This is a genomic window from Methylobacterium oryzisoli (genome assembly GCF_046557895.1).
GTDB classification, from domain to species: Bacteria; Pseudomonadota; Alphaproteobacteria; order Rhizobiales; family Beijerinckiaceae; genus Methylobacterium; species Methylobacterium oryzisoli.
In genome coordinates this window covers 1-17,476 of record NZ_JBKIBX010000041.1, presented here as the reverse complement: position 1 = coordinate 17,476, position 17,476 = coordinate 1, and the positions used below count along the sequence as shown (strand labels likewise).

Sequence of the window (17,476 nt, the reverse complement as noted above, 5' to 3'; positions counted from 1 at the left end):
GTCGCTGGGGTGGATCAGAGGGGGGTGGAGGGCTCGGTGGAGGCGCGTCCGGGCGGCCGGTCGAGGCCGTGCGCGAACGTCTCCAGGAGGGCGATGTCCTGCAGGAGGCGCGGGCCATCGAGCGGGTCGCTGCCGTAGGTCATCGCGACCCGGCCGCGCCGGTCGAACAGGAGGATCACGGGCGGCGGCTCCGGCAGGGCGCCGGCCGGGTAGCGCAGCAGGGTGGCGCGGGCGGCCGTCTCGGCCGGCTCGCTCGGGAGGAAGCGCAGCCGCGAGGAGGCGCCCACCAGCCCCTCGGCGAAGGCGCGCAGGCGTCCGGACGCGTCGCGGGCCGGATCCGTGCCGAGGGCGAGGAAGCGGACCCGCTCGCGCAGCGGCTCGGGCAGCGCGCGCGCGACCTTGTCGAGATCGAGCGTGCGGACGGCACAGACGATGCTGCAATCGGCGCTGACGAAGGAGACGACGACGACCCGGTCCCGCAGCAAGGCGGCGGCCAGTCTTCGACCGTTCTGATCCATCCGCCAGGACGCCTCCGCGGCCGGCCAGAGGAGGTCGTCGAGGTCGCTGCGCTCGCCCGCCGGGGCGCTGGTGCCGGACTCGATCGCCACCCCGCTCGTCATCGCGGCCAGGAACAGGCCGAGCATCAGCGCGACGGTTCTCCCGGAGATGTTCGGCATCGTGAAGGGTCCGAAATCAGTCTGAGTGCGATGAAGAAGCGATGTAGTCTGTAAAAATTGACAAAGCGTATCCTTGGGTCAGGTGCAAGATATACTCGCCAATCATCATCCCTTTCGACGATATCAAGCTTGACAAAAGCTGATCCGAATAGAATAAACCGGCCGAGATCCGGATCGGAGCGGATAGCCGCGGCGGGAGGCAGCTCACTCAGGCAAGCGGCCGCGCGCGGGCTCCGACCGCGATGCCGCCTGACGCTGCGGAGCGATCCGCTCCGGGGCATGGATCGACTGAGTCGGATCTCGATCGGTGCCACGGCAGTATCCGACCCCCTCCGATCAATCGTCGCCGCCAGGGCCGCTGCCGCAGGCCGGCTCCGTCCGGTCGGGCTGCACGATCCAGCGCTCCTCATCTGCGGAAGACTGGCATCAACGTGGCTCTATCGGCCGCAGATCGAAGGATCGCGGCGGCGTCGAATCCTGATGACCGAGAGATACCTTTTCGGGATAGCGGGCGTCTGATCATCGAACCGCGATGATGAGGCGGGAGCACAAGGGTTTATTAACCATGAAACTCTAGCGTCCGGGCAGCCGAAATTCACGGAACCTGAAGGAACAGCAGCGGCATGAGAGGGTGGGCACAGGTCGTCGGGGCGGCGCTCGTCGGCGCCGCGGCCGGCGCGGCGCTCGCCGCCGAGCCGGCTTCCGGTCCAGGGCGGGGCAGCGGGATCGGTGGGCGCGGCCACGCGGGCATCGTCCTGCGCGGCACCGACCGCCTCGTCGGCGGCGAGGCGGAGCCGCGGGAGCCGCTGCCGAGCGGCCTGGTCAGCCTCAACCTCGTCGACGTGCCCCTCCCGGCCGCCGCCAAGGCGGTGCTCGCCGACGCGCTCGGCTGGGGCTACACCCTCGACCCCCAGGCCTTCGGGACGATCACGCTCCAGACGGGCGGGCCGGTCGCGCGCGAGACGCTGCTCGCGATGTTCGATGCGGCCCTCGGCAGCCGCGGTCTGGTGCTGCGGCGGCGGGGCCGCACGGCCCAGATCGGGCCGGCGGGCGGCGCCGGGGTGCAGCCGGTCCAGGGTCCGGGCGCCGAGGCGGGGGCCGTCACGGTTCCGCTGCGCTGGATCGCCGCCGCGGAGATGCAGGCCATCCTGGCCGCCGTCGCGCCCCGCGAGGTGGTGCTGCGGGTCGACCGGGCGCGCAACCTCCTGATCCTGTCCGGGGATGCCACCCAGGTCCGGGTGCTGCGCCAGACCATCGCGGTGTTCGACGTCGACTGGATGCGCGGGATGTCGACCGCGATGCTGCCGGTGCGCAGCGGCAATCCCCGGGCGATCGCCCGCGACCTCACCCAGGTCTTCGGCGGGGACAGCGCGGGCACCGGGGACGTGATCCGCTTCGTGCCCAACGAGGGACTCGGGGCGATCCTGGTGGTCAGCTCGCGGTCGGTCTACCTCGACCGCGCCCGCCTCTGGCTGGAGCGACTGGAGGGCCTCGCCGCCGAGCGCGAGCGCCAGCTCTTCGTCTACCGCATCCAGAACCGGTCGGCCAAGGAACTCGCTGCCGTGCTCCAGGGCGTGGTCGCCGCCGAGTTCGGCGGCCCCTACCCGGCCTCGGCCGCCCTCCCCGGCTACGGCGGCGCCGGCCAGGGCCTCGGGGCCGGCGCGGACCCCGCCGCGCCGGGCGCCGGCGGGTTCGGGTTCGGGGGCGAGGCCGCGGGCGTCGGCGTGGGCGCCGGGCCGGCTCCCGGCGGGCAAGCCTTCGGCGGGCCGGCGCCCGGGGGACCGTCCTTCTCGCCGCCCGGGGGGCCATCCTTCGCGCCGTCCGGCGCGCCAGGCCTCGCCTCTTCTCCGGCCGGGACCGGCGCCTATCCGGGCGTGGGCCAGGGATCGGGCGGGCTGGGACTCGGCGGCTACGCCTTCGGCCCCGGCGGCGGCGGCGGCGTCTACGGCGGCGATCCGGGCATGACGACGACGGCCTACGGGGGACGCCGCGACATCATCGGCATCGTCGCGGACGAGACCAACAACAGCATCGTGGTCTCGGCGACCCGCAACCAGTACGACAAGATCCTGCGCATCCTCGGGCGCCTCGACGCGATGCCGACCCAGGTCCTGCTGGAGACGGTGATCGCCGAGGTGACGCTCAACAACGAGCTCCAGTTCGGCGTGCAGTGGTTCCTCAAGAACCGTGGCTCGGGCTTCAACCTCGCCCAGACCGAGACGATCCGGAACACGGCCGCGGGGGGCGGCGTGGCGGCGGTCGTCAAGGCCGCGGCCCGGGGCGTGCCGGGCTTCAACTACCTGCTCGACGCGGCCGACTTCAACGTCGTGCTCAACGCCCTCCAGGGCATCACCCGCGTCAACGTCATCTCCTCGCCCAACATCACGGTCCTCGACAACCGCACCGCCAAGCTCCAGATCGGCGACCAAGTGCCGATCGTGAAGCAGACCGGCCAGAGCGCGCTCGCGGCTGGAGCGCCGATCCTTAACCAGATCGAGCTGAAGGACACGGGCGTCATCCTGTCGGTGACGCCGCGGGTCAACAAGAACGGCCTCGTGGTGCTGGACATCAACCAGGAGGTCAGCGACGTGGTGCCGACCACCACCTCGGCGATCAACTCGCCGACCATCCGCCAGCGCCGGGTGGCGACGAGCGTCGCGGTGACCGACGGCCACAGCCTCGCGATCGGCGGCATGGTGCAGGAGAAGGCGCGGATCTCCAGCGAGAGCGTGCCCCTGCTGGGCGATCTGCCGCTGGTCGGGCCGGCCTTCCGCAACCGCATCGACGAGCGGGTGCGCACGGAACTGATCGTGTTCATTCGCCCGAAGGTGATCCGCGGCACGACGGAGGCCGACCGGATCGCCGAGGATTTCCGCCGGCAGTTCCAGGCGATGATGCCGATGCGGCCGGTGCCGCCCCCTCCCCCCCTGATGGCGACGCCACCCGGCGCCGAGGGCGTCCTGCGCCGCATGATCGATTAGAGTATTGTCCGACGAAGTGGATCTCGGTTCGTCGCAGACCATGCGGTCGATCAAAGGCTTGGAGCAGCGCCCGCGCGGCGTCCACGGTACACGACAGGCGCACACGGCCATGCCGTCGTGCGGCGACCGTCACGCCCGGATCGAGGATGGTCCAGGAGAAGCGGTCGCGCGGCGGCGTCTCGGCGATGCGCTCCACCCCCTTGCCGAACGAAGCGCGGGGAACCCCTCTCCCGTGCGGGAGAGGGGCAGGGGTGAGGGTCCAGGTGGGGCCGTTGAGACCCTGAAAGCGTCGTGAGGGGAGCGGAACGGGTCAGGTTCAAGCACCAAGCGTAGTGCTGATAGCGGCAGCGTTCCGCCTTCTTGCGGCACCCTCCCGGGACCCTCACCCCTACCCCTCTCCCGCACGGGAGAGGGGATCCCGCGTCTCATACCAACGGTCATTTCCAATGACCGTTGGTTCCGCTCTCGAATTTTCGTCAAACCCTTGGCTTGATGCCGAAAATTCGAGATAACTCAACGGCCCGATGCGTCAGCATCCTGGGCCGTTGGTCTCATTCGGCGATGTGTGAATAGGCAAGCCCGCACGGGAGAGGGAATCCCACGCTCGTCCATCGACGGGACTGCCGCGGAGACGGCCCTGCCATGCGGCGTCCCGATCAAGCGTCCGCCAGGAGCGCGGGGGCGTCTGCCGTCCGTCTCGCCCGTGCGTCTGCCCCGCCATCATGCTGTCGTGGACCGTGTTGCAACGCGATCGGGCGCTGCTCTGGCGCTCCGCCCGCGCGGCGTCAGGGCCGCAGCCCGACCGCGTCCTCCGCCGGCCGTGCCGGGCGCAGCGTCGCGGGCGGCCCCATGAACTCGGCCGCGAAGGTCTGCCCGCGCTGGGTCACGCTCACCCGGTCCGCGCCGATCGCCGAGACCTGCCAGTCGCCCCGCCCCTCGCCGCGCCCGAGCCAGACCGGGCCCTCGCCGTCGTCGATCAGCGCGCGCGCCGTGCTCCCGTCGAGCAGGATGCCCCGGAGGGTGAGGACGGGCCGGTGCGGCTCGCCCTCCGTCACCGCGGACCGGCTGCCGCGGGCGGTCCAGTCCCGCCGGCCCGGATCGAAGAGCGGACGGGTCAGCGCCGACCCGTCCGCGGGCGGCGCCGCGACCGCCGGGGGCGGGGCTGGCGCGGGCGCGATGGCGACCGGCCACGCGTGAACCGCCACGGCCGCGATTCCGGCGAGCCCGAACGCGGCCCGCGGCCAGGGGCCGGTCGCCGCGAGGTGCCGCGCCAGGGATCTCAGGCCGCGGCTCACGCCGTCCATTCTGCCGCCGCCCATGGCCCGGTTCATGACGCGTCCCTCACGGCCCTGCCCCGCGGGGTGCGGGCTCGGCCGGGGTGAGCACGCCCCGGACCGTCACCGCGAGGCGCATCACGGTCGGCCGCCCGGTCTCCGCGTCGGCGGGCCGCAAGATGCCGAGATCGGCCTCCTCGACGGCGATGAGCGGCGCCCCGGTCTCGAGCGCGTGCACGAGGCCGTGCAGACCCTCGGCGGTGCCGCGCAGGCTCGCGCGCAGGCGCGGCAGCGCCGGCCGGTCCGGATCCGGCGCGACCTCCGCCGCGTCGATCACCGCGGCGCGCCCGGCCGCGAGCGTGTCGAGGTGCTCACGGAGGGCCGCCAGCAGCGCGTCCGCGCTCGGCCCCGCGAGGGGCGCCGCCGCCCGCGGGCGAGAAACCGCCTCCCGGGCCGCGGCGAGCCGCGCGCGGGCGGCCTCGATCTCCTCCGACGCGTGCAGGACGGACGAGAGCGGGCCCGCCGCGGCGGCCAGGACGAGGCCGAGCGCGGCGCAGCCGGCGAGCAGCGGCCGGCCGGCGAGATCCGGGACGCGTCTCCTCATGGCCTTCCCCCGGTCTCCGTCCGCGGCAGCAGGACGACGAGCCGGCGCGACTCGTCCGGACCGGCGGCGGAATCCTGCAGGACCGGGCCGGCAAAGCCCGGCACGCGGCCGAGGGCGGCCAGGATCGCCGCCTCGTCGGCCATTCCCGCCGCGGCCGACAGCGTCAGGACGAGGCCGGCGGCATCGAGGCGCAGGGCCATCGCCGAGGCGCCGTCCGGCAGCGCGGCCGCGAGGGCGTCCCAGCTCCGCGCCAGCCCGGGCGTCCGCCCGGACAGGATCAGGGCGCTGCCCTCCCGGATCGCGGGTGCGGCGGGCGGCCCGGCGGCCCGGCGCGCGGCCGCGAAGGCCTCGTCGAGGGCGAGGAGCGTTCGCTCCTGGTGCTGGCGCAGCCCCCCGTAGGCGGCGAGGCCGAGGAGGAGCGCCCCGATCACTAGGACGAGGTCGCCCGCCCGCCGGCCGGCAAAAAACCCCGGCAGGGCGCGGTGGCCGCCGCTGAGGAGGTCGACCGGCATGGTCTGGTCCTCCTCCCGCCCGACCGTCACCGGCCCCGCCGCGAGGCCGGCCTGGGCCAGGGCGGCGAGGAGTGGGTCGAGGCGCGTCCGCTTCAGGACGACGTGGCGCACGAGCAGGGTGTGCGCCACGTCGTCCTCCCCCTCCACGTACCAATCGGCATAAACCGCCTCCATGCGGAAGGGGGTCGCCGCCTCCAGTTCCTGCGCCAGCAGGGCGCGCATGCGCGGCAGCGCCGCCCCCGGCAGCACGAGGCTGCGCGTGAAGCAGGCGGCGGGGTCCACGAGGATCTTGGCGCGCGCGCCGCTGCGCCCGCCGCCGATGGCCGCCAGACGCTCGGCGAGGTCGTCCGCCCCGGCCTCGAAGCGGTAGGTGCGCGGCGCTTCCTCCCGCCGGTCGATCACGGCGAGCATTGGATCGCCCGGCGGGCCGATCCGGATCGTCAGGTCGGCGGGCGCGCGGTCGGTGCGGGGCTCGACGAAGCCGAGGAGGCGGGCGGTCGCATCGAGCCCCTCGCGCAGCAGCCGTGCGGGCGGGCTGCCCGCGCGATGCGGGAGGCGGCGGGATGGCGGCGAGGCCGCGGGATGGGCGCTCACGTCGGCTCCTGTGCCCGGCTCGGTGCGGCCGCGGGAATCCTTGTTAAGACTGTAGTGTTGCGCTCCCCTTAAAAAGCATCGGGGAAGCTTCCGGTTCACGCCGTATTCCTCTGCGACATGACGCAGGGATCCGCTTCGTGAACAGGCGGGGCGGCGGACGGCGCCGGATGCGGGCGTGACGAGGATTCGGGCGATGCTGAGCATCTGGGGCGCCAAGAGCCGGCCGCGGCAGGTGCGGCCCGACCGGCGCGGGCCGGCCCGCGAGCACCGCGACGCCGCCCGCGCCTTCGTCGGCTACCTCGCGGACGTCCAGGCGCTGGATGCGGGCGGGCACGAGCGTGCGCTCGCCGCCCTGGACCTGCCGGGCCGCCGTCCCCTGCCGGTCCTCCTGACCGAACTCGGCCTCGTCCACGAGACGACGCTCGTCACCGCCCTGGCCGAGGCGACGGGCCTGTCCGTCCTGCGCGAGGAGGAGGTGCCGGGCGGCCCCGTCCTGCCCGAGCTCATCGGCGCCGATTACTGCGCCCGCGCCCGGGTGCTGCCGCTGGCGGCCGAGGCCGACCGCCTCGTCGTCGCGGTGGTCGACGCCTTCGACCCCGAGATCCCGGCCGCCCTGGAGCACCTCGCCGACCGGCGCGTGGAGCGCCGCCTGATCGGGCCGGGCAGCTTCGAGCGGGCGCATCGCGGGCTCTACGGCGACGCCGCCGGCGCCGATCCGGACGGCGCCGCCGACGACGACCTCGCCCGGCTACAGGACGTGGCGAGCCAGGCGCCGATCGTGCGCCTCGCCGCCCGGCTGGTGCGCAAGGCCTTCGAACTCTCCGCCTCCGACATCCACCTGGAGGCCGAGGAGGCGGACATGCGGGTGCGCTACCGCGTCGACGGCGTGCTGATGGAGGCCGAGCGGCTGCCCAAATCCGTGCAACTCGCGCTCACCACCCGCATCAAGATCCAGGCCGGGCTCAACATCGCCGAGCGGCGCCTCCCCCAGGACGGGCGCATGAAGGCGCCGGACCGGGGCCAGGAGATCGACATCCGCGTCTCGACCCTGCCCACCGCCCACGGCGAGAGCGTGGTGCTGCGCGTCCTCGACGGCTCGCGCCGCGTCGAGGATTTTGCCGCCCTGGGCTTCGACGCCCCGGCGATCGCCCGGATCGAGGCGATGACGGCCAAGCCCAACGGCCTCGTCCTCGTCACCGGTCCGACGGGCTCGGGCAAGACCACCACCCTCTACGCGGCGCTCCGGCGCCTCAACGGACCCCACCTCAAGGTCGTGAGCGTCGAGGATCCGGTCGAGTACCGGATGGCCGGCGTGAACCAGGTGCAGGCGCATCCCGGCATCGGCCTCGACTTCGCCGCCGCCCTGCGCTCGATCCTGCGCCAGGACCCGGACGTGGTGATGGTGGGCGAGATCCGCGACGGCGAGACCGCGCGCATCGCCGTGCAGGCCGCGCTCACGGGCCATCTCGTGATCTCGACGCTGCACACCAACTCCGCGCCCTCCGCCGTGACGCGGCTGATGGACATGGGGGTCGAGCCCTACCTCATCGCCGCGACCCTCAACGGCGTCCTCGCCCAGCGCCTCGTGCGCCGGCTCTGCGCCGACTGCGCGGTGCCGGAGCCCGCCACCGCGCCGGAGCGCCTGCGCCTGCACGCCGCGCCGGACGCGCCGCTGAGCCTCCGGCGGGCCTGCGGCTGCCCGGCCTGCAACCGCACCGGCTATCGCGGCCGGATGGTGGTCTCGGAGATCATGCCGCTCGATGCCGGCCTGCGCGGGCTGATCGCCGACCGGGCGGGCGAGGCGGCGATCGCGGCGGCCGCCGCCGGCGCCGGCATGGCGAGCCTCGCCGAGACCGGGCGCGCCCGGGTGCTGTCCGGCGACACCACCCTCGACGAGGTCGGCCGCGTGCTGGAAGGGCAGATCTGATGGTGCGCTTCGCCTACCGGGCCTACGCGGCGGACGGGCGCGCCCGCGCCGGGATGATCGAGGCCGAGACCCGCCAGCGCGCCGTGGCGCGGCTGCGGGCCGACGGGCTCCAGGTCTTCGCCATCGCGCCCGCCGCCGGGCCGGCCGCGTTCTGGAACCGCGACCTGTTCGGCCGCGACCGGGTGAACGACGCCGCCCGGATCGCCTTCCTGCGCGAGTTCGGGACGCTGCTCGGCGCCGGCCTCACCGTCGACCGCGCCCTGCGCCTCGTGGAGCGGCAGGCCTCCGCCGCCCTGCGGCCGGTGCTCGCCGACCTCCTCGAACGGGTCGTGGGGGGCGCCTCGCTGTCCCGGGCGATGGCCGCCCATCCGCAGGCCTTCCCGCGCGACATGGTCGACATCGTGCGGGCCGGCGAGGCGACCGGCACGCTCACCGACGTGATCGCCTCGCTCACCGGCTCGATCGAGCGCCGGGACGCGGTGCGCCGCCACCTCGTCTCGGCGCTGATCTATCCGGCGCTCCTCGTGGTGATGGCGATCGGCACCGTGGCGATGATCGTCGGCGTGCTGGTGCCGGCGCTCGCCCCCCTGTTCGAGGGCACCGGCCAGGCGCCGCCCTTCGCGATCCGCGCCGCCGCGGCGCTCGGCGCGGGTCTTTCGGCCGGCTGGCCCTGGCTCCTCGGCGGCGCGGCGCTCGCCGCCCTCGCCCTCGCCCGGCTCTGGCCGCAGCCCGCCTTCGCGGCCGCCCGCGGCCGGCTGGCGCTGCGCCTGCCCCTGGTGCGCGAGATCGTGATCGGGATCGAGCTCGGCCGGATCTGCCGCGTGCTCGGCACGCTGCTCGACGCCCAGGTGCCGATCCCCGACGCGGTCGCGGCGACGCGTCCGCTGGCCGGCAACCGCCTCTTCCGCGAGGCGCTGGAGGAGGCCGGCCGGCGCCTGGCCGAGGGCGGCAGCCTCGCCTCCGGCCTCGCTTCCCTACGCCCGCACGCGCCCTCGACCCTCAACCTCATCGCCAGCGGCGAGCAGGTGAACCGCCTCGGCAGCGTGCTGACCCACGCCGCCGCGATGCACGAGACCCAGACCCGCCAGCGCATCGACCGGCTGCTCGCCCTGCTGACGCCGCTCGTGACGGTGACGATCGGCGGCCTGATCGGCGGCCTGATCCTCTCGGTGATGGGCGCGATCCTGAGCGTCGGCCAGCTCGCGCAGTGAGCGGCGGGCGCCGCTCAGGCGCCCCCGGCGAGCAGCGCGGCGTGCAGCCCGAGCGCGAGGAACGGGCCGAAGGGCAGCCGGTCGGTCGCCGCGACGCGGCGTCCGGCCAGGGCGGCGAGGCCCACGGCCGCGAGCGCCGCCGTGCTGGCGACGAGGATCAGGAGCGGCAGCCCCGCGAGCCCGGTCCAGACGGCGGCGGTGCCGATGAACTTCACGTCGCCGAGCCCGAGCCCGATCCGCCCGCGCAGGTGCGCGTGCAGGGCACGCAGGGACCAGAAAAGCCCGGCGGCGAGGCCGGCTTCCGCGAGGCGCGCGGCGATGGCGGCCGGAGCCGGATCCGCCCACGCCGCCAGCGCGAGGCCGAGGCCGAAGAGCCCGAGGTTGAGGCGATCCGGGATGATCCGGGCGCGCAGGTCGGTCACCGTCGCCGCCAGGGTGAGCGGCAGGGGCAGGAGGACGACGAGCCAACTCGCCTGGATCGCGGCCTGCATCGCGGCTCAGGCCCGGTTCGACGCGGTGAGCCGCACGATCCGGCTCTCCGGGATGCCCGCCCGGGCCGCGCGGCCCGTCTCCGGCGGGCGTGCTTGCGGCGCGCCTGCCGTCGCTCGCAGCGCCTCCCGCCGCCGCAGGCTCCATTCGCGCAGGTGCAGCCAGAACAGGTAGGCCGCCAGGGAGGCGGCGACCATTCCGACGAGCCACAGCCCGATCAGCAGCCCGAAGGCGACGGTGCCGTTCAGCTCGCGCATCAGCCCGAGCGCGAAGGCGGTGTACCACGACACGCCCGAGACCGCGCCCGAGACGAGGAAGATCCCGGTGCGGGAGCCCGAGACGCCGTCGAGCATCGGCCGGCTCACGTCGCGCAGCACGCCCGGCAGGACCATGGCGTGGATCAGGAGCCCGTTCAGCGTGAGCACGACCACCACCGTCACCTTGGCCCAGAGCTTCGGGTTCTGGAGCTTGTCGGGGGATTCCGCGGCGTAGATCGCCAGGAAGCCGAGGCCCGAGAGCCAGAGCAGGCCGATGCCCACCGAGACGACCTTGCTGACGAAGAGGAAGATGCGGGCGATCTCGTCCGGCAGGCTGCCCCAGCGCATCCAGCGCAGGATCCAGAAGTCGAGCATCGTCGCGCCGCCGAGCCCGAAGCACACCCCGATCAGGTGCAGGCCGACGAGGAGCGTGAGCACGCGCACCGGGGGCAGCGGCGCCGGCAGCGTCAGCGTCAGGGGCTCGCCCAGCGCCGCGGCGCCCGCCGGCCCGGCCGCCAAGCAGGTGCCGAGGAGCAGGGCGGCGTGCACGAGGACGCGCCGGGCCGAGGGGTTGCGCGGGGCGGGAGGGTCGGGGCGGTGCATGGGCTCTTCCGCGGCTGCCGCATCCATCCGAGGCGGTTCGGCACCCTGGTCTTTCAGAAAATCGATAACAAAGATCCAAAATCCGGCCTGCGCCCGCTTCGACTGCCATGCCTCCGCGCCATCGCGGTGAGATGTTCTTCAGGAATGCGTGGCAGCCTTCGCGGACGTCTGACCTCCACCTGGGAGAGAACATGATCGGGAGCACAATCGTGGAGCGCGGGAGGGCGGGGCCGCCCGACCCGGCCCAGGCGGGTTATTCCCTCGTCGAGCTTCTCGTGGTCCTGGCGATCATCGGCATGATCGCCACCCTGGTGACCCCTCAGGTGCTCGGCTATCTCGGCCGCGCCAAGGGCGAGACCGCGCGGATCCAAGTGAAGAACATCGCCCAGGCGGTGGAGCTCTATTACCTCGACCTCGGCACCTATCCGACGAGCCAGCAGGGCCTGCAGGCCCTGGTCCAGCCCACGGGAGCCGCGTGGCGCGGCCCCTACGTGCGCGACGCCCGCGGCCTGATCGATCCGTGGGGCCAGCCCTACCTCTACCGCTCGCCGGGCGCGGGCGGCGTGCCCTACGAGGTCTACTCGCTCGGCAGCGACGGCAAGGTCGGCGGCTCCGGCGACGGCGCCGATCTCGCGAGCCACTGAGGGGGCGTGAGGCCAGGACCGACCGCGCCGCGAGCCGCCCGTCGCATCGGTCCGGGCACTGCGCGGCCGGCCGCGTCCGATGGTGGCCTCGCACCGCCAGGCCGGCCGACCGGACGGAGGTGCGACGGGTGCGAAAGCGCACCTCCCGGGCCACCCCGCGGTCCGACAGTGCGGTTGGTGCTTGACTGTGCAACGCAACATTGACCGTCTGTTCATTCGCAGGCGCGAAAGTGGTCTCACGACCGCGCCGGACGACCAAGACTGGAGGAATCCCATGCGGCCTGCACTGCTGATCGCTGCCGCTACCATGCTCGTGAGTTCCGCCGCATCCGCACAGATGCAGACCCCGGTGCAGACCACTGCGGCTCTGCCTGCGCCGATGGCCCACTCGCCCGGCCCGCGCGCGGACGGCGACGATGCCTACGGGCACCCCTACGACATTCCGGCGGACCCCTACGGGCTCGAGCCGCTTCGCAAGAAGGCGAAGGCGGCGCACAGCTCCTTGCCCGCGGCGCCGAAGCATTCCGCCGCCAGCAAGTAGCCTCCGGTCAAGGCCGCCGCCGCGACGGAGGGGCCAAGGTCCCGACATCCCGCGGCGTGGACAGCCTCCACGTCCCGCGCCCCGGGCGGGCGCTGCTCACCTGACGATCGACCCTTCCGGCCGCCTCGGCGAACGATGTCCGCCAAGCCCCCGCGACGCCGTCCGCGGTATACCGGCCGTCGTTCTACCCCGAGCCGACCGTCGGAATGCGTCAATCCATGGTTGTGAGCAGATCGCAGGATCTCGTCTTCCCCCGCTGACGCAACGCTCTAGATGCGCCTCCGTCGAGGCCGGGCCGCGTCCGTCGGATCTCGGTGGGGTGAGGTGCGACCGTGGCAGACCTCTGGCGTCGCCTCGCGCGGGCGGGCGGGCCGATCGTTCTCGGCCTGGGCCTGTCGGGCTGCACCCTGCGGGTGCTCGACCCCGCCGGCCCGGTCGGGATGCAGGAACGGACGATCCTGTTCAACGCCCTCGTCATCATGCTCGGCATCGTGGTGCCGACCATGCTGGCGACGCTCGGCTTCGTCTGGTGGTTCCGGCCCGGCAACGCCAGGGCCACGCGCCTGCCGCACTGGAGCTTCTCGGGACGGATCGAGATCGTCACGTGGTCCGTGCCCCTGATGACGATCATGTTCCTCGGCGGCATCGCCTGGATCGCCAGCCACGACCTCGACCCCGCCAATCCCCTGCCCGGCGACGCGACGCCGCTGGAGGTGCAGGTGGTCTCGCTCGATTGGAAGTGGCTCTTCATCTACCCCGAGGCGCGCGTCGCCAGCCTCAACCAACTCGTGATCCCGGTCGGCCGGCCAATTCGCTTCAGCCTCACCTCGGCGAGCGTGTGGAACGGGTTCTTCGTGCCGCGGCTCGGCTCGATGATCTACACGATGAGCGGGATGACCACCCGGCTCAACCTCCGGGCGGACCGGGAGGGGCGCTTCCACGGGCTGTCGACGCACCTGAGCGGCGACGGTTTTTCCGACATGACCTTCGTGACGCAGGCGGTCCCGGACGCCGCCTTCGCGGCCTGGATCGACGGCGCCCGGGCCTCGACGGACACACTCGATGACGACGCCTACCGGGCGCTCTCCCGGCAGAGCGTCAAGGATCCCCCGAAGACCTACAGGCTTCCCGACGACGGCCTCTTCGACCGGATCGTCGGACATGCGCTTCCACCGGGACCCGGGCCCGTGAAGGGCAGGCCCGATCGGACCGTATCCCCCCGGCAAGGAAGCTGACGGTGCTCGGCAAGCTCTCCCTCGCGGCGATCCCGCTCGATCAGCCGATCCCCCTGTTCGCCGGCGCGGTCGTCGGGTGCCTCCTCCTCGGCGTGATCGCCTGGATCGTGCTCGCCGGCCACCTGCCGTATCTCTGGCGCGAGTGGATCACCTCGGTCGATCACAAGCGCATCGGCGTCATGTACGTGCTCTTCGCGCTCGTGATGCTGCTGCGCGGCTTCACCGACGCCATGATGATGCGCTCCCAGCAGGCGCTCGCCTTCAACGCACCGGGCTACCTGCCCCCCGAGCACTACAACCAGATCTTTTCGGCTCACGGCACGATCATGATCTTCTTCGTGGCGATGCCGTTCATGATCGGGCTGATGAACTTCGTGCTGCCGCTCCAGCTCGGCGTGCGCGACGTCGCCTTCCCGACGCTGAACTCGGTCTCCTTCTGGCTCACCTGCACGGGCGCGCTGCTCGTCAACCTGTCCCTGGTGGTCGGCGAGTTCCAGCGCACCGGCTGGCTGCCCTATCCGCCGCTCTCCGAGATCACCTACTCGCCCGGGGTCGGGGTCGATTACTGGCTGTGGGCGCTGTCCATCGCCGGAATCGGCACGCTGATGACCGGCATCAACTTCGTCACGACCATCCTGAAGCTGCGGGCGCCCGGCATGAGCTACCTGCGCATGCCGATGTTCTGCTGGACCGCGCTCGCCACCAACCTGCTCATCGTGGCGGCCTTCCCGATCCTCACCGCCGTCTCGGGCATGCTGCTCCTCGACCGCTATCTCGGCTTCCAGTTCTTCACCGACACGAACGGCGGCAACTCGATGCTGTTCATGTCGCTGATCTGGGCCTGGGGGCACCCGGAGGTCTACATCCTGATCCTGCCCGCCTTCGGGATCTTCTCGGAGGTGGTCTCGACCTTCTCGGGCAAGCCGCTGTTCGGCTACCGCTCGATGGTGCTCGCCACCATGGCGATCTGCATGCTCGCCTTCATGGTCTGGCTGCATCACTTCTTCACCATGGGCGCGGGCGCCGCGGTCAACGGCATCTTCGGCATCATGTCGATGATCATCGCGGTGCCGACCGGCGTGAAGGTCTTCAACTGGCTCTTCACCATGTACGGCGGCTCCGTGCGGATGAGCGCGGCGATGCTCTGGACGGTGGGCTTCATGCTCACCTTCGTCGTGGGCGGCATGACCGGCGTGCTGCTCGCCATCCCGCCGGTCGACTTCGTGCTGCACAACTCGACCTTCCTGGTCGCGCATTTCCACAACGTCATCATCGGCGGCGTGCTGTTCGGGGCCTTCGCGGGTTACACCTACTGGTTCCCGAAGGCCTTCGGCTTCCGGCTGCACGAGGGCTGGGGCAAGGCCTCGTTCTGGTTCTGGCAGGTCGGCTTCTGGCTCGCCTTCGGGCCGCTCTACGTGACCGGCCTCGACGGGATGACGCGCCGGCTCCAGCACTACACGATCGCGGAGTGGCGGCCCTGGCTCCTCGTCGCGCTTCTCGGGGCCCTCGCGATCCTGTGCGGCATCGCCTGCCAGGCCGTCCAGCTCGTCGTCTCGATCCGGCAGCGCGAGGCCCTGCGCGACGCGACGGGCGACCCCTGGGACGGGCGCTCCCTCGAATGGTCCACCTCCTCGCCCCCGCCCGCCTTCAACTTCGCCGTCCTGCCGGACGTGCACGGCGAGGAGCCCTACTGGTCGATCAAGGAGCGCGCGCGGGAGCAGCACGCGCTCCCGGACGCGCCGCGCTACGCGCCGATCGAGGTGCCGCGCAACAGTCCCACGGGCTTCGTCTGCGCCTTCTTCGCCACCCTGATCGGCTTCGCGATGATCTGGCACATCTGGTGGCTGGCGATCGTGGGGAGCCTCGGGGCCTACGCCACCTTCGTCGTCTTCGCGTGGCGGGACCGCACCGAGGACGAGATCCCGGCGGAGACGGTGGCCCGGATCGATGCCGAGAACCGCCGCCGTCGCAGCGCGTCCCTGCGGGAGCTGGAGGCCGCCTCGTGAGCGGGACGATCGCGGCCTTCGCGCCGAACCGGTCCGACGGGCGGGCGCCACCCCACCCCGACCCCTACCGCCTCGGCCGCGGCTCGGGCGGGGAGGACGAGTCCACCGGTCACGGCAGCGGCGGACCGTCGCCCAAGCCCATCGTGGTGGGCTTCGGCTTCTGGATCTTCATCCTGGCGGACGTCATCACCTTCGCGACGCTGTTCGCCGCCTTCGCCACCCTGAGGGAGGCCACGGCGGGTGGCCCCTCCGGCGCCGACATCCTCGACCGCGGCGCCCTCGCCCTCGAGACGGCCTGCCTGCTTCTGTCGAGCTTCACCTGCGGCCTCGCGACGGTGGCGATGCGGGTCCGCAACCGGTTCTGGTTCCAGATCGCCATGCTGGCGACGGCCGTCCTCGGGGCCGCCTTCCTGGCGCTCGAAGCCAGGGAATTTCTCGGGCTCGTCGCGCGCGGGGCGGGGCCGACCCGCTCCGCCTTCCTGTCGGCCTTCTTCACCCTGGTCGGCTGCCACGGTCTGCACGTCACCGTCGGCCTCCTGTGGCTGCTGACCATGATGGCGCAGGTCGCCGCCAAGGATTTTCGGGACGACATCGTCCGCCGCACCTCCTGCTGGAGCCTGTTCTGGCACGCCCTCGGCATCATCTGGGTGGGCGTGTTCACGGTGGCCTACCTGATGGGAGCGGGCGCATGACTCGGGTGCCGCAGGGTACCGCCGCGCGCGGCGGACGCCGGCTCGCCTGGATCGCGGCGCTGCCGCTCCTCGCCGTCATCGGGCTTCTCGGCCGCAAGGGAGCGCGCGCCGGGAGCGTCGCCGCTCCGGGCGGCGGGGTGGCGGCCCCGGCGCAGGTCGCCGGCGGGCGCGACGGCCCCGCGTCCGGATCGCGGCGCGGGACGCCGCCGGCCGGCGATGTCGCGCCCGGCGCGCACGGGCAGGACGGCACGAGCGTCGCCGCCGCCGTCCGGAGCTACCTCATCGGCCTCGCGCTGGCGGCCCTGCTGACGGCCGGATCGTTCGGTCTCTCGTACACGGACCTCATCTACGGACCGGGGCAGCCCGTTGCGCTGGTCGTGCTCGCGATCGCGCAGATCGGCGTCCACCTCGTCTTTTTCCTCCACCTGACGACCTCGCCGGACCACATCAACAACGCCCTGGCGCTCGCCTTCGGCGTCCTGATCGTCGTGCTCCTGATCGGCGGGACCCTGTGGATCATGTCGCACATGAACGCCAACATGATGCCGGCGGGCGGGCCGATGCACGCGGCGCCGGGCCCGGTCATGCGGCATTGACCCGGGGCCGGTCGGAACGGGCGGGCGAGACCGCGTGACGATCGCTCAGGCCACCGCGATCAGCGATCGAGGCGAGCTCAGGCCGGTGGGTCGTGCGTGATCACGACCTCGCGGCCGTCCTGGTCCACGACGCGGTAACGGGTGCCGCCCGGCGGCAGGTCGAGCCCGAGATATGAGCAGCCGTTCGCTTCGGCGTCGAGGGCTAGCTGCCCGGAGTCCAGTCGATCGCGGGCCGCTGCGACAGCATGCGGTCGAGGTAGTTCGCCACGGCCTGTGCTCCGTCCGAGTGCATCATGGCGACGGGATGCGCGAGGTAGGCCCGCGCCAGATCGCGCGGGATCGTTCCGGCCTGGAGAGCGTCCAGAACCTCGTCGATGAAGGTGTCCGTCGCGTCGTTGAAGTCGTTCGAGAGCTTCTTGCGGTCGTTGAGAGCCTTGATCGCCATGCCGCTCCGTCCTCCTCGATCGGCCCGGGTGAGGCCCTGCGTGTTGCGCGGCACACTGTCGCGAGAGAGCGATGCCTTTCGCCTCCGCAGCCGGTTCCGCCGTGGTTTCGCAGACATAGAAACGACGAAGCCGCCCGAAGGCGGCTTTCTCGTAAGACGTTCTGTTCGGTTGGGAAAATTGGAGCGGG

At 72.5% G+C, this 17,476-nt stretch carries 16 protein-coding genes; 9 read left to right on the top strand and 7 right to left on the bottom strand.

What is annotated here, in order from left to right; all coding sequences use genetic code 11:
• Nucleotides 1-14: 14 nt before the first annotated feature.
• Complete coding sequence (locus tag ACKUB9_RS27310; RefSeq protein WP_407529134.1) at nucleotides 15-677, bottom strand: SCO family protein; 663 nt, start codon at nucleotides 675-677, stop codon at nucleotides 15-17.
• A 623-nt stretch (nucleotides 678-1,300) separates the two neighbouring features.
• Between ACKUB9_RS27310 and gspD the strand changes: the two genes are divergently transcribed.
• Nucleotides 1,301-3,658 (top strand): type II secretion system secretin GspD, encoded by a 2,358-nt coding sequence (gspD, locus tag ACKUB9_RS27305; RefSeq protein WP_407529132.1) that lies wholly within the window; start codon nucleotides 1,301-1,303, stop codon nucleotides 3,656-3,658.
• 785 nt (nucleotides 3,659-4,443) lie between these two features.
• Here gspD and ACKUB9_RS27300 read toward each other — a convergent pair.
• Genes ACKUB9_RS27300 through ACKUB9_RS27290 form a run of 3 tightly spaced genes read right to left on the bottom strand, consistent with a single transcriptional unit; the run spans nucleotide 4,444 to nucleotide 6,642 of the window.
• Entirely contained in the window at nucleotides 4,444-4,977 is a 534-nt protein-coding gene (locus ACKUB9_RS27300) for a hypothetical protein (RefSeq protein ID WP_407529130.1), read from the bottom strand.
• Nucleotides 4,978-4,999: 22 nt separating this feature from the next.
• Complete coding sequence (locus ACKUB9_RS27295; RefSeq protein ID WP_407529129.1) at nucleotides 5,000-5,536, bottom strand: GspMb/PilO family protein; 537 nt, start codon at nucleotides 5,534-5,536, stop codon at nucleotides 5,000-5,002.
• Nucleotides 5,533-6,642, bottom strand: coding sequence for a hypothetical protein (locus ACKUB9_RS27290; protein ID WP_407529127.1), 1,110 nt, complete (start codon nucleotides 6,640-6,642; stop codon nucleotides 5,533-5,535). The genes ACKUB9_RS27295 and ACKUB9_RS27290 overlap by 4 nt, the downstream gene beginning before the upstream one ends.
• Nucleotides 6,643-6,835: 193 nt before the next feature.
• On the opposite strand from ACKUB9_RS27290, the gene ACKUB9_RS27285 reads away from it, so the two are divergent.
• Nucleotides 6,836-8,569 carry a GspE/PulE family protein gene (locus ACKUB9_RS27285; protein ID WP_407529125.1) on the top strand — a complete coding sequence of 578 codons (1,734 nt, stop codon included), beginning with the start codon at nucleotides 6,836-6,838 and terminating at the stop codon, nucleotides 8,567-8,569.
• Nucleotides 8,569-9,780, top strand: coding sequence for a type II secretion system F family protein (locus ACKUB9_RS27280; protein ID WP_407529123.1), 1,212 nt, complete (start codon nucleotides 8,569-8,571; stop codon nucleotides 9,778-9,780). The genes ACKUB9_RS27285 and ACKUB9_RS27280 overlap by 1 nt, the downstream gene beginning before the upstream one ends.
• 14 nt (nucleotides 9,781-9,794) lie before the next feature.
• On the opposite strand, the gene ACKUB9_RS27275 is transcribed toward ACKUB9_RS27280, so the two are convergent.
• Both ACKUB9_RS27275 and ACKUB9_RS27270 read right to left on the bottom strand, forming a co-directional pair.
• Nucleotides 9,795-10,271 carry a prepilin peptidase gene (locus ACKUB9_RS27275; protein ID WP_407529121.1) on the bottom strand — a complete coding sequence of 159 codons (477 nt, stop codon included), beginning with the start codon at nucleotides 10,269-10,271 and terminating at the stop codon, nucleotides 9,795-9,797.
• A gap of 6 nt (nucleotides 10,272-10,277) precedes the next feature.
• Nucleotides 10,278-11,129, bottom strand: coding sequence for a hypothetical protein (locus ACKUB9_RS27270; RefSeq protein WP_407529119.1), 852 nt, complete (start codon nucleotides 11,127-11,129; stop codon nucleotides 10,278-10,280).
• A gap of 191 nt (nucleotides 11,130-11,320) precedes the next feature.
• Between ACKUB9_RS27270 and gspG the strand changes: the two genes are divergently transcribed.
• The 6 genes from gspG to cyoD all read left to right on the top strand — a co-directional run bounded on the left by gspG (nucleotide 11,321) and on the right by cyoD (nucleotide 16,843).
• Nucleotides 11,321-11,773: a type II secretion system major pseudopilin GspG gene (gspG, locus tag ACKUB9_RS27265; RefSeq protein WP_407529118.1), complete on the top strand. Its 453-nt coding sequence runs from the start codon at nucleotides 11,321-11,323 to the stop codon at nucleotides 11,771-11,773.
• Between the two features lie 274 nt (nucleotides 11,774-12,047).
• Nucleotides 12,048-12,314: a hypothetical protein gene (locus tag ACKUB9_RS27260; RefSeq protein WP_407529117.1), complete on the top strand. Its 267-nt coding sequence runs from the start codon at nucleotides 12,048-12,050 to the stop codon at nucleotides 12,312-12,314.
• Between the two features lie 332 nt (nucleotides 12,315-12,646).
• Complete coding sequence (gene cyoA / locus ACKUB9_RS27255; protein ID WP_407529116.1) at nucleotides 12,647-13,549, top strand: ubiquinol oxidase subunit II; 903 nt, start codon at nucleotides 12,647-12,649, stop codon at nucleotides 13,547-13,549.
• A gap of 2 nt (nucleotides 13,550-13,551) precedes the next feature.
• On the top strand, nucleotides 13,552-15,555 hold the full coding sequence (locus ACKUB9_RS27250) for a cbb3-type cytochrome c oxidase subunit I (protein ID WP_407529115.1): 2,004 nt from the start codon (nucleotides 13,552-13,554) through the stop codon (nucleotides 15,553-15,555).
• The gene (locus ACKUB9_RS27245; RefSeq protein WP_407529114.1) at nucleotides 15,552-16,247 is read left to right on the top strand and encodes a cytochrome (ubi)quinol oxidase subunit III; all 696 of its coding nucleotides are present in this window, start codon (nucleotides 15,552-15,554) and stop codon (nucleotides 16,245-16,247) included. Before ACKUB9_RS27250 ends, ACKUB9_RS27245 begins: the two co-directional genes overlap by 4 nt.
• Nucleotides 16,244-16,843 carry a cytochrome o ubiquinol oxidase subunit IV gene (gene cyoD, locus ACKUB9_RS27240; protein WP_407529113.1) on the top strand — a complete coding sequence of 200 codons (600 nt, stop codon included), beginning with the start codon at nucleotides 16,244-16,246 and terminating at the stop codon, nucleotides 16,841-16,843. The genes ACKUB9_RS27245 and cyoD overlap by 4 nt, the downstream gene beginning before the upstream one ends.
• Nucleotides 16,844-17,045: 202 nt before the next feature.
• Here cyoD and ACKUB9_RS27235 read toward each other — a convergent pair whose 3' ends face one another.
• The gene (locus ACKUB9_RS27235; RefSeq protein ID WP_407529112.1) at nucleotides 17,046-17,288 is read right to left on the bottom strand and encodes a hypothetical protein; all 243 of its coding nucleotides are present in this window, start codon (nucleotides 17,286-17,288) and stop codon (nucleotides 17,046-17,048) included.
• Between the last annotated feature and the right edge of the window lie 188 nt (nucleotides 17,289-17,476).

Coding starts and splice junctions, on each gene's coding strand:
- ACKUB9_RS27280 (WP_407529123.1), top strand. CDS start 8,569: ATGGTGCGCTTCGCCTACCGGGCCTACGCGGCGGACGGGCGCGCCCGC.
- ACKUB9_RS27285 (WP_407529125.1), top strand. CDS start 6,836: ATGCTGAGCATCTGGGGCGCCAAGAGCCGGCCGCGGCAGGTGCGGCCC.
- ACKUB9_RS27275 (WP_407529121.1), bottom strand. CDS start 10,271: ATGCAGGCCGCGATCCAGGCGAGTTGGCTCGTCGTCCTCCTGCCCCTG.
- ACKUB9_RS27260 (WP_407529117.1), top strand. CDS start 12,048: ATGCGGCCTGCACTGCTGATCGCTGCCGCTACCATGCTCGTGAGTTCC.
- cyoD (WP_407529113.1), top strand. CDS start 16,244: ATGACTCGGGTGCCGCAGGGTACCGCCGCGCGCGGCGGACGCCGGCTC.
- ACKUB9_RS27295 (WP_407529129.1), bottom strand. CDS start 5,536: ATGAGGAGACGCGTCCCGGATCTCGCCGGCCGGCCGCTGCTCGCCGGC.
- ACKUB9_RS27310 (WP_407529134.1), bottom strand. CDS start 677: ATGCCGAACATCTCCGGGAGAACCGTCGCGCTGATGCTCGGCCTGTTC.
- ACKUB9_RS27235 (WP_407529112.1), bottom strand. CDS start 17,288: ATGGCGATCAAGGCTCTCAACGACCGCAAGAAGCTCTCGAACGACTTC.
- gspD (WP_407529132.1), top strand. CDS start 1,301: ATGAGAGGGTGGGCACAGGTCGTCGGGGCGGCGCTCGTCGGCGCCGCG.
- ACKUB9_RS27300 (WP_407529130.1), bottom strand. CDS start 4,977: ATGGGCGGCGGCAGAATGGACGGCGTGAGCCGCGGCCTGAGATCCCTG.
- gspG (WP_407529118.1), top strand. CDS start 11,321: ATGATCGGGAGCACAATCGTGGAGCGCGGGAGGGCGGGGCCGCCCGAC.
- ACKUB9_RS27270 (WP_407529119.1), bottom strand. CDS start 11,129: ATGCACCGCCCCGACCCTCCCGCCCCGCGCAACCCCTCGGCCCGGCGC.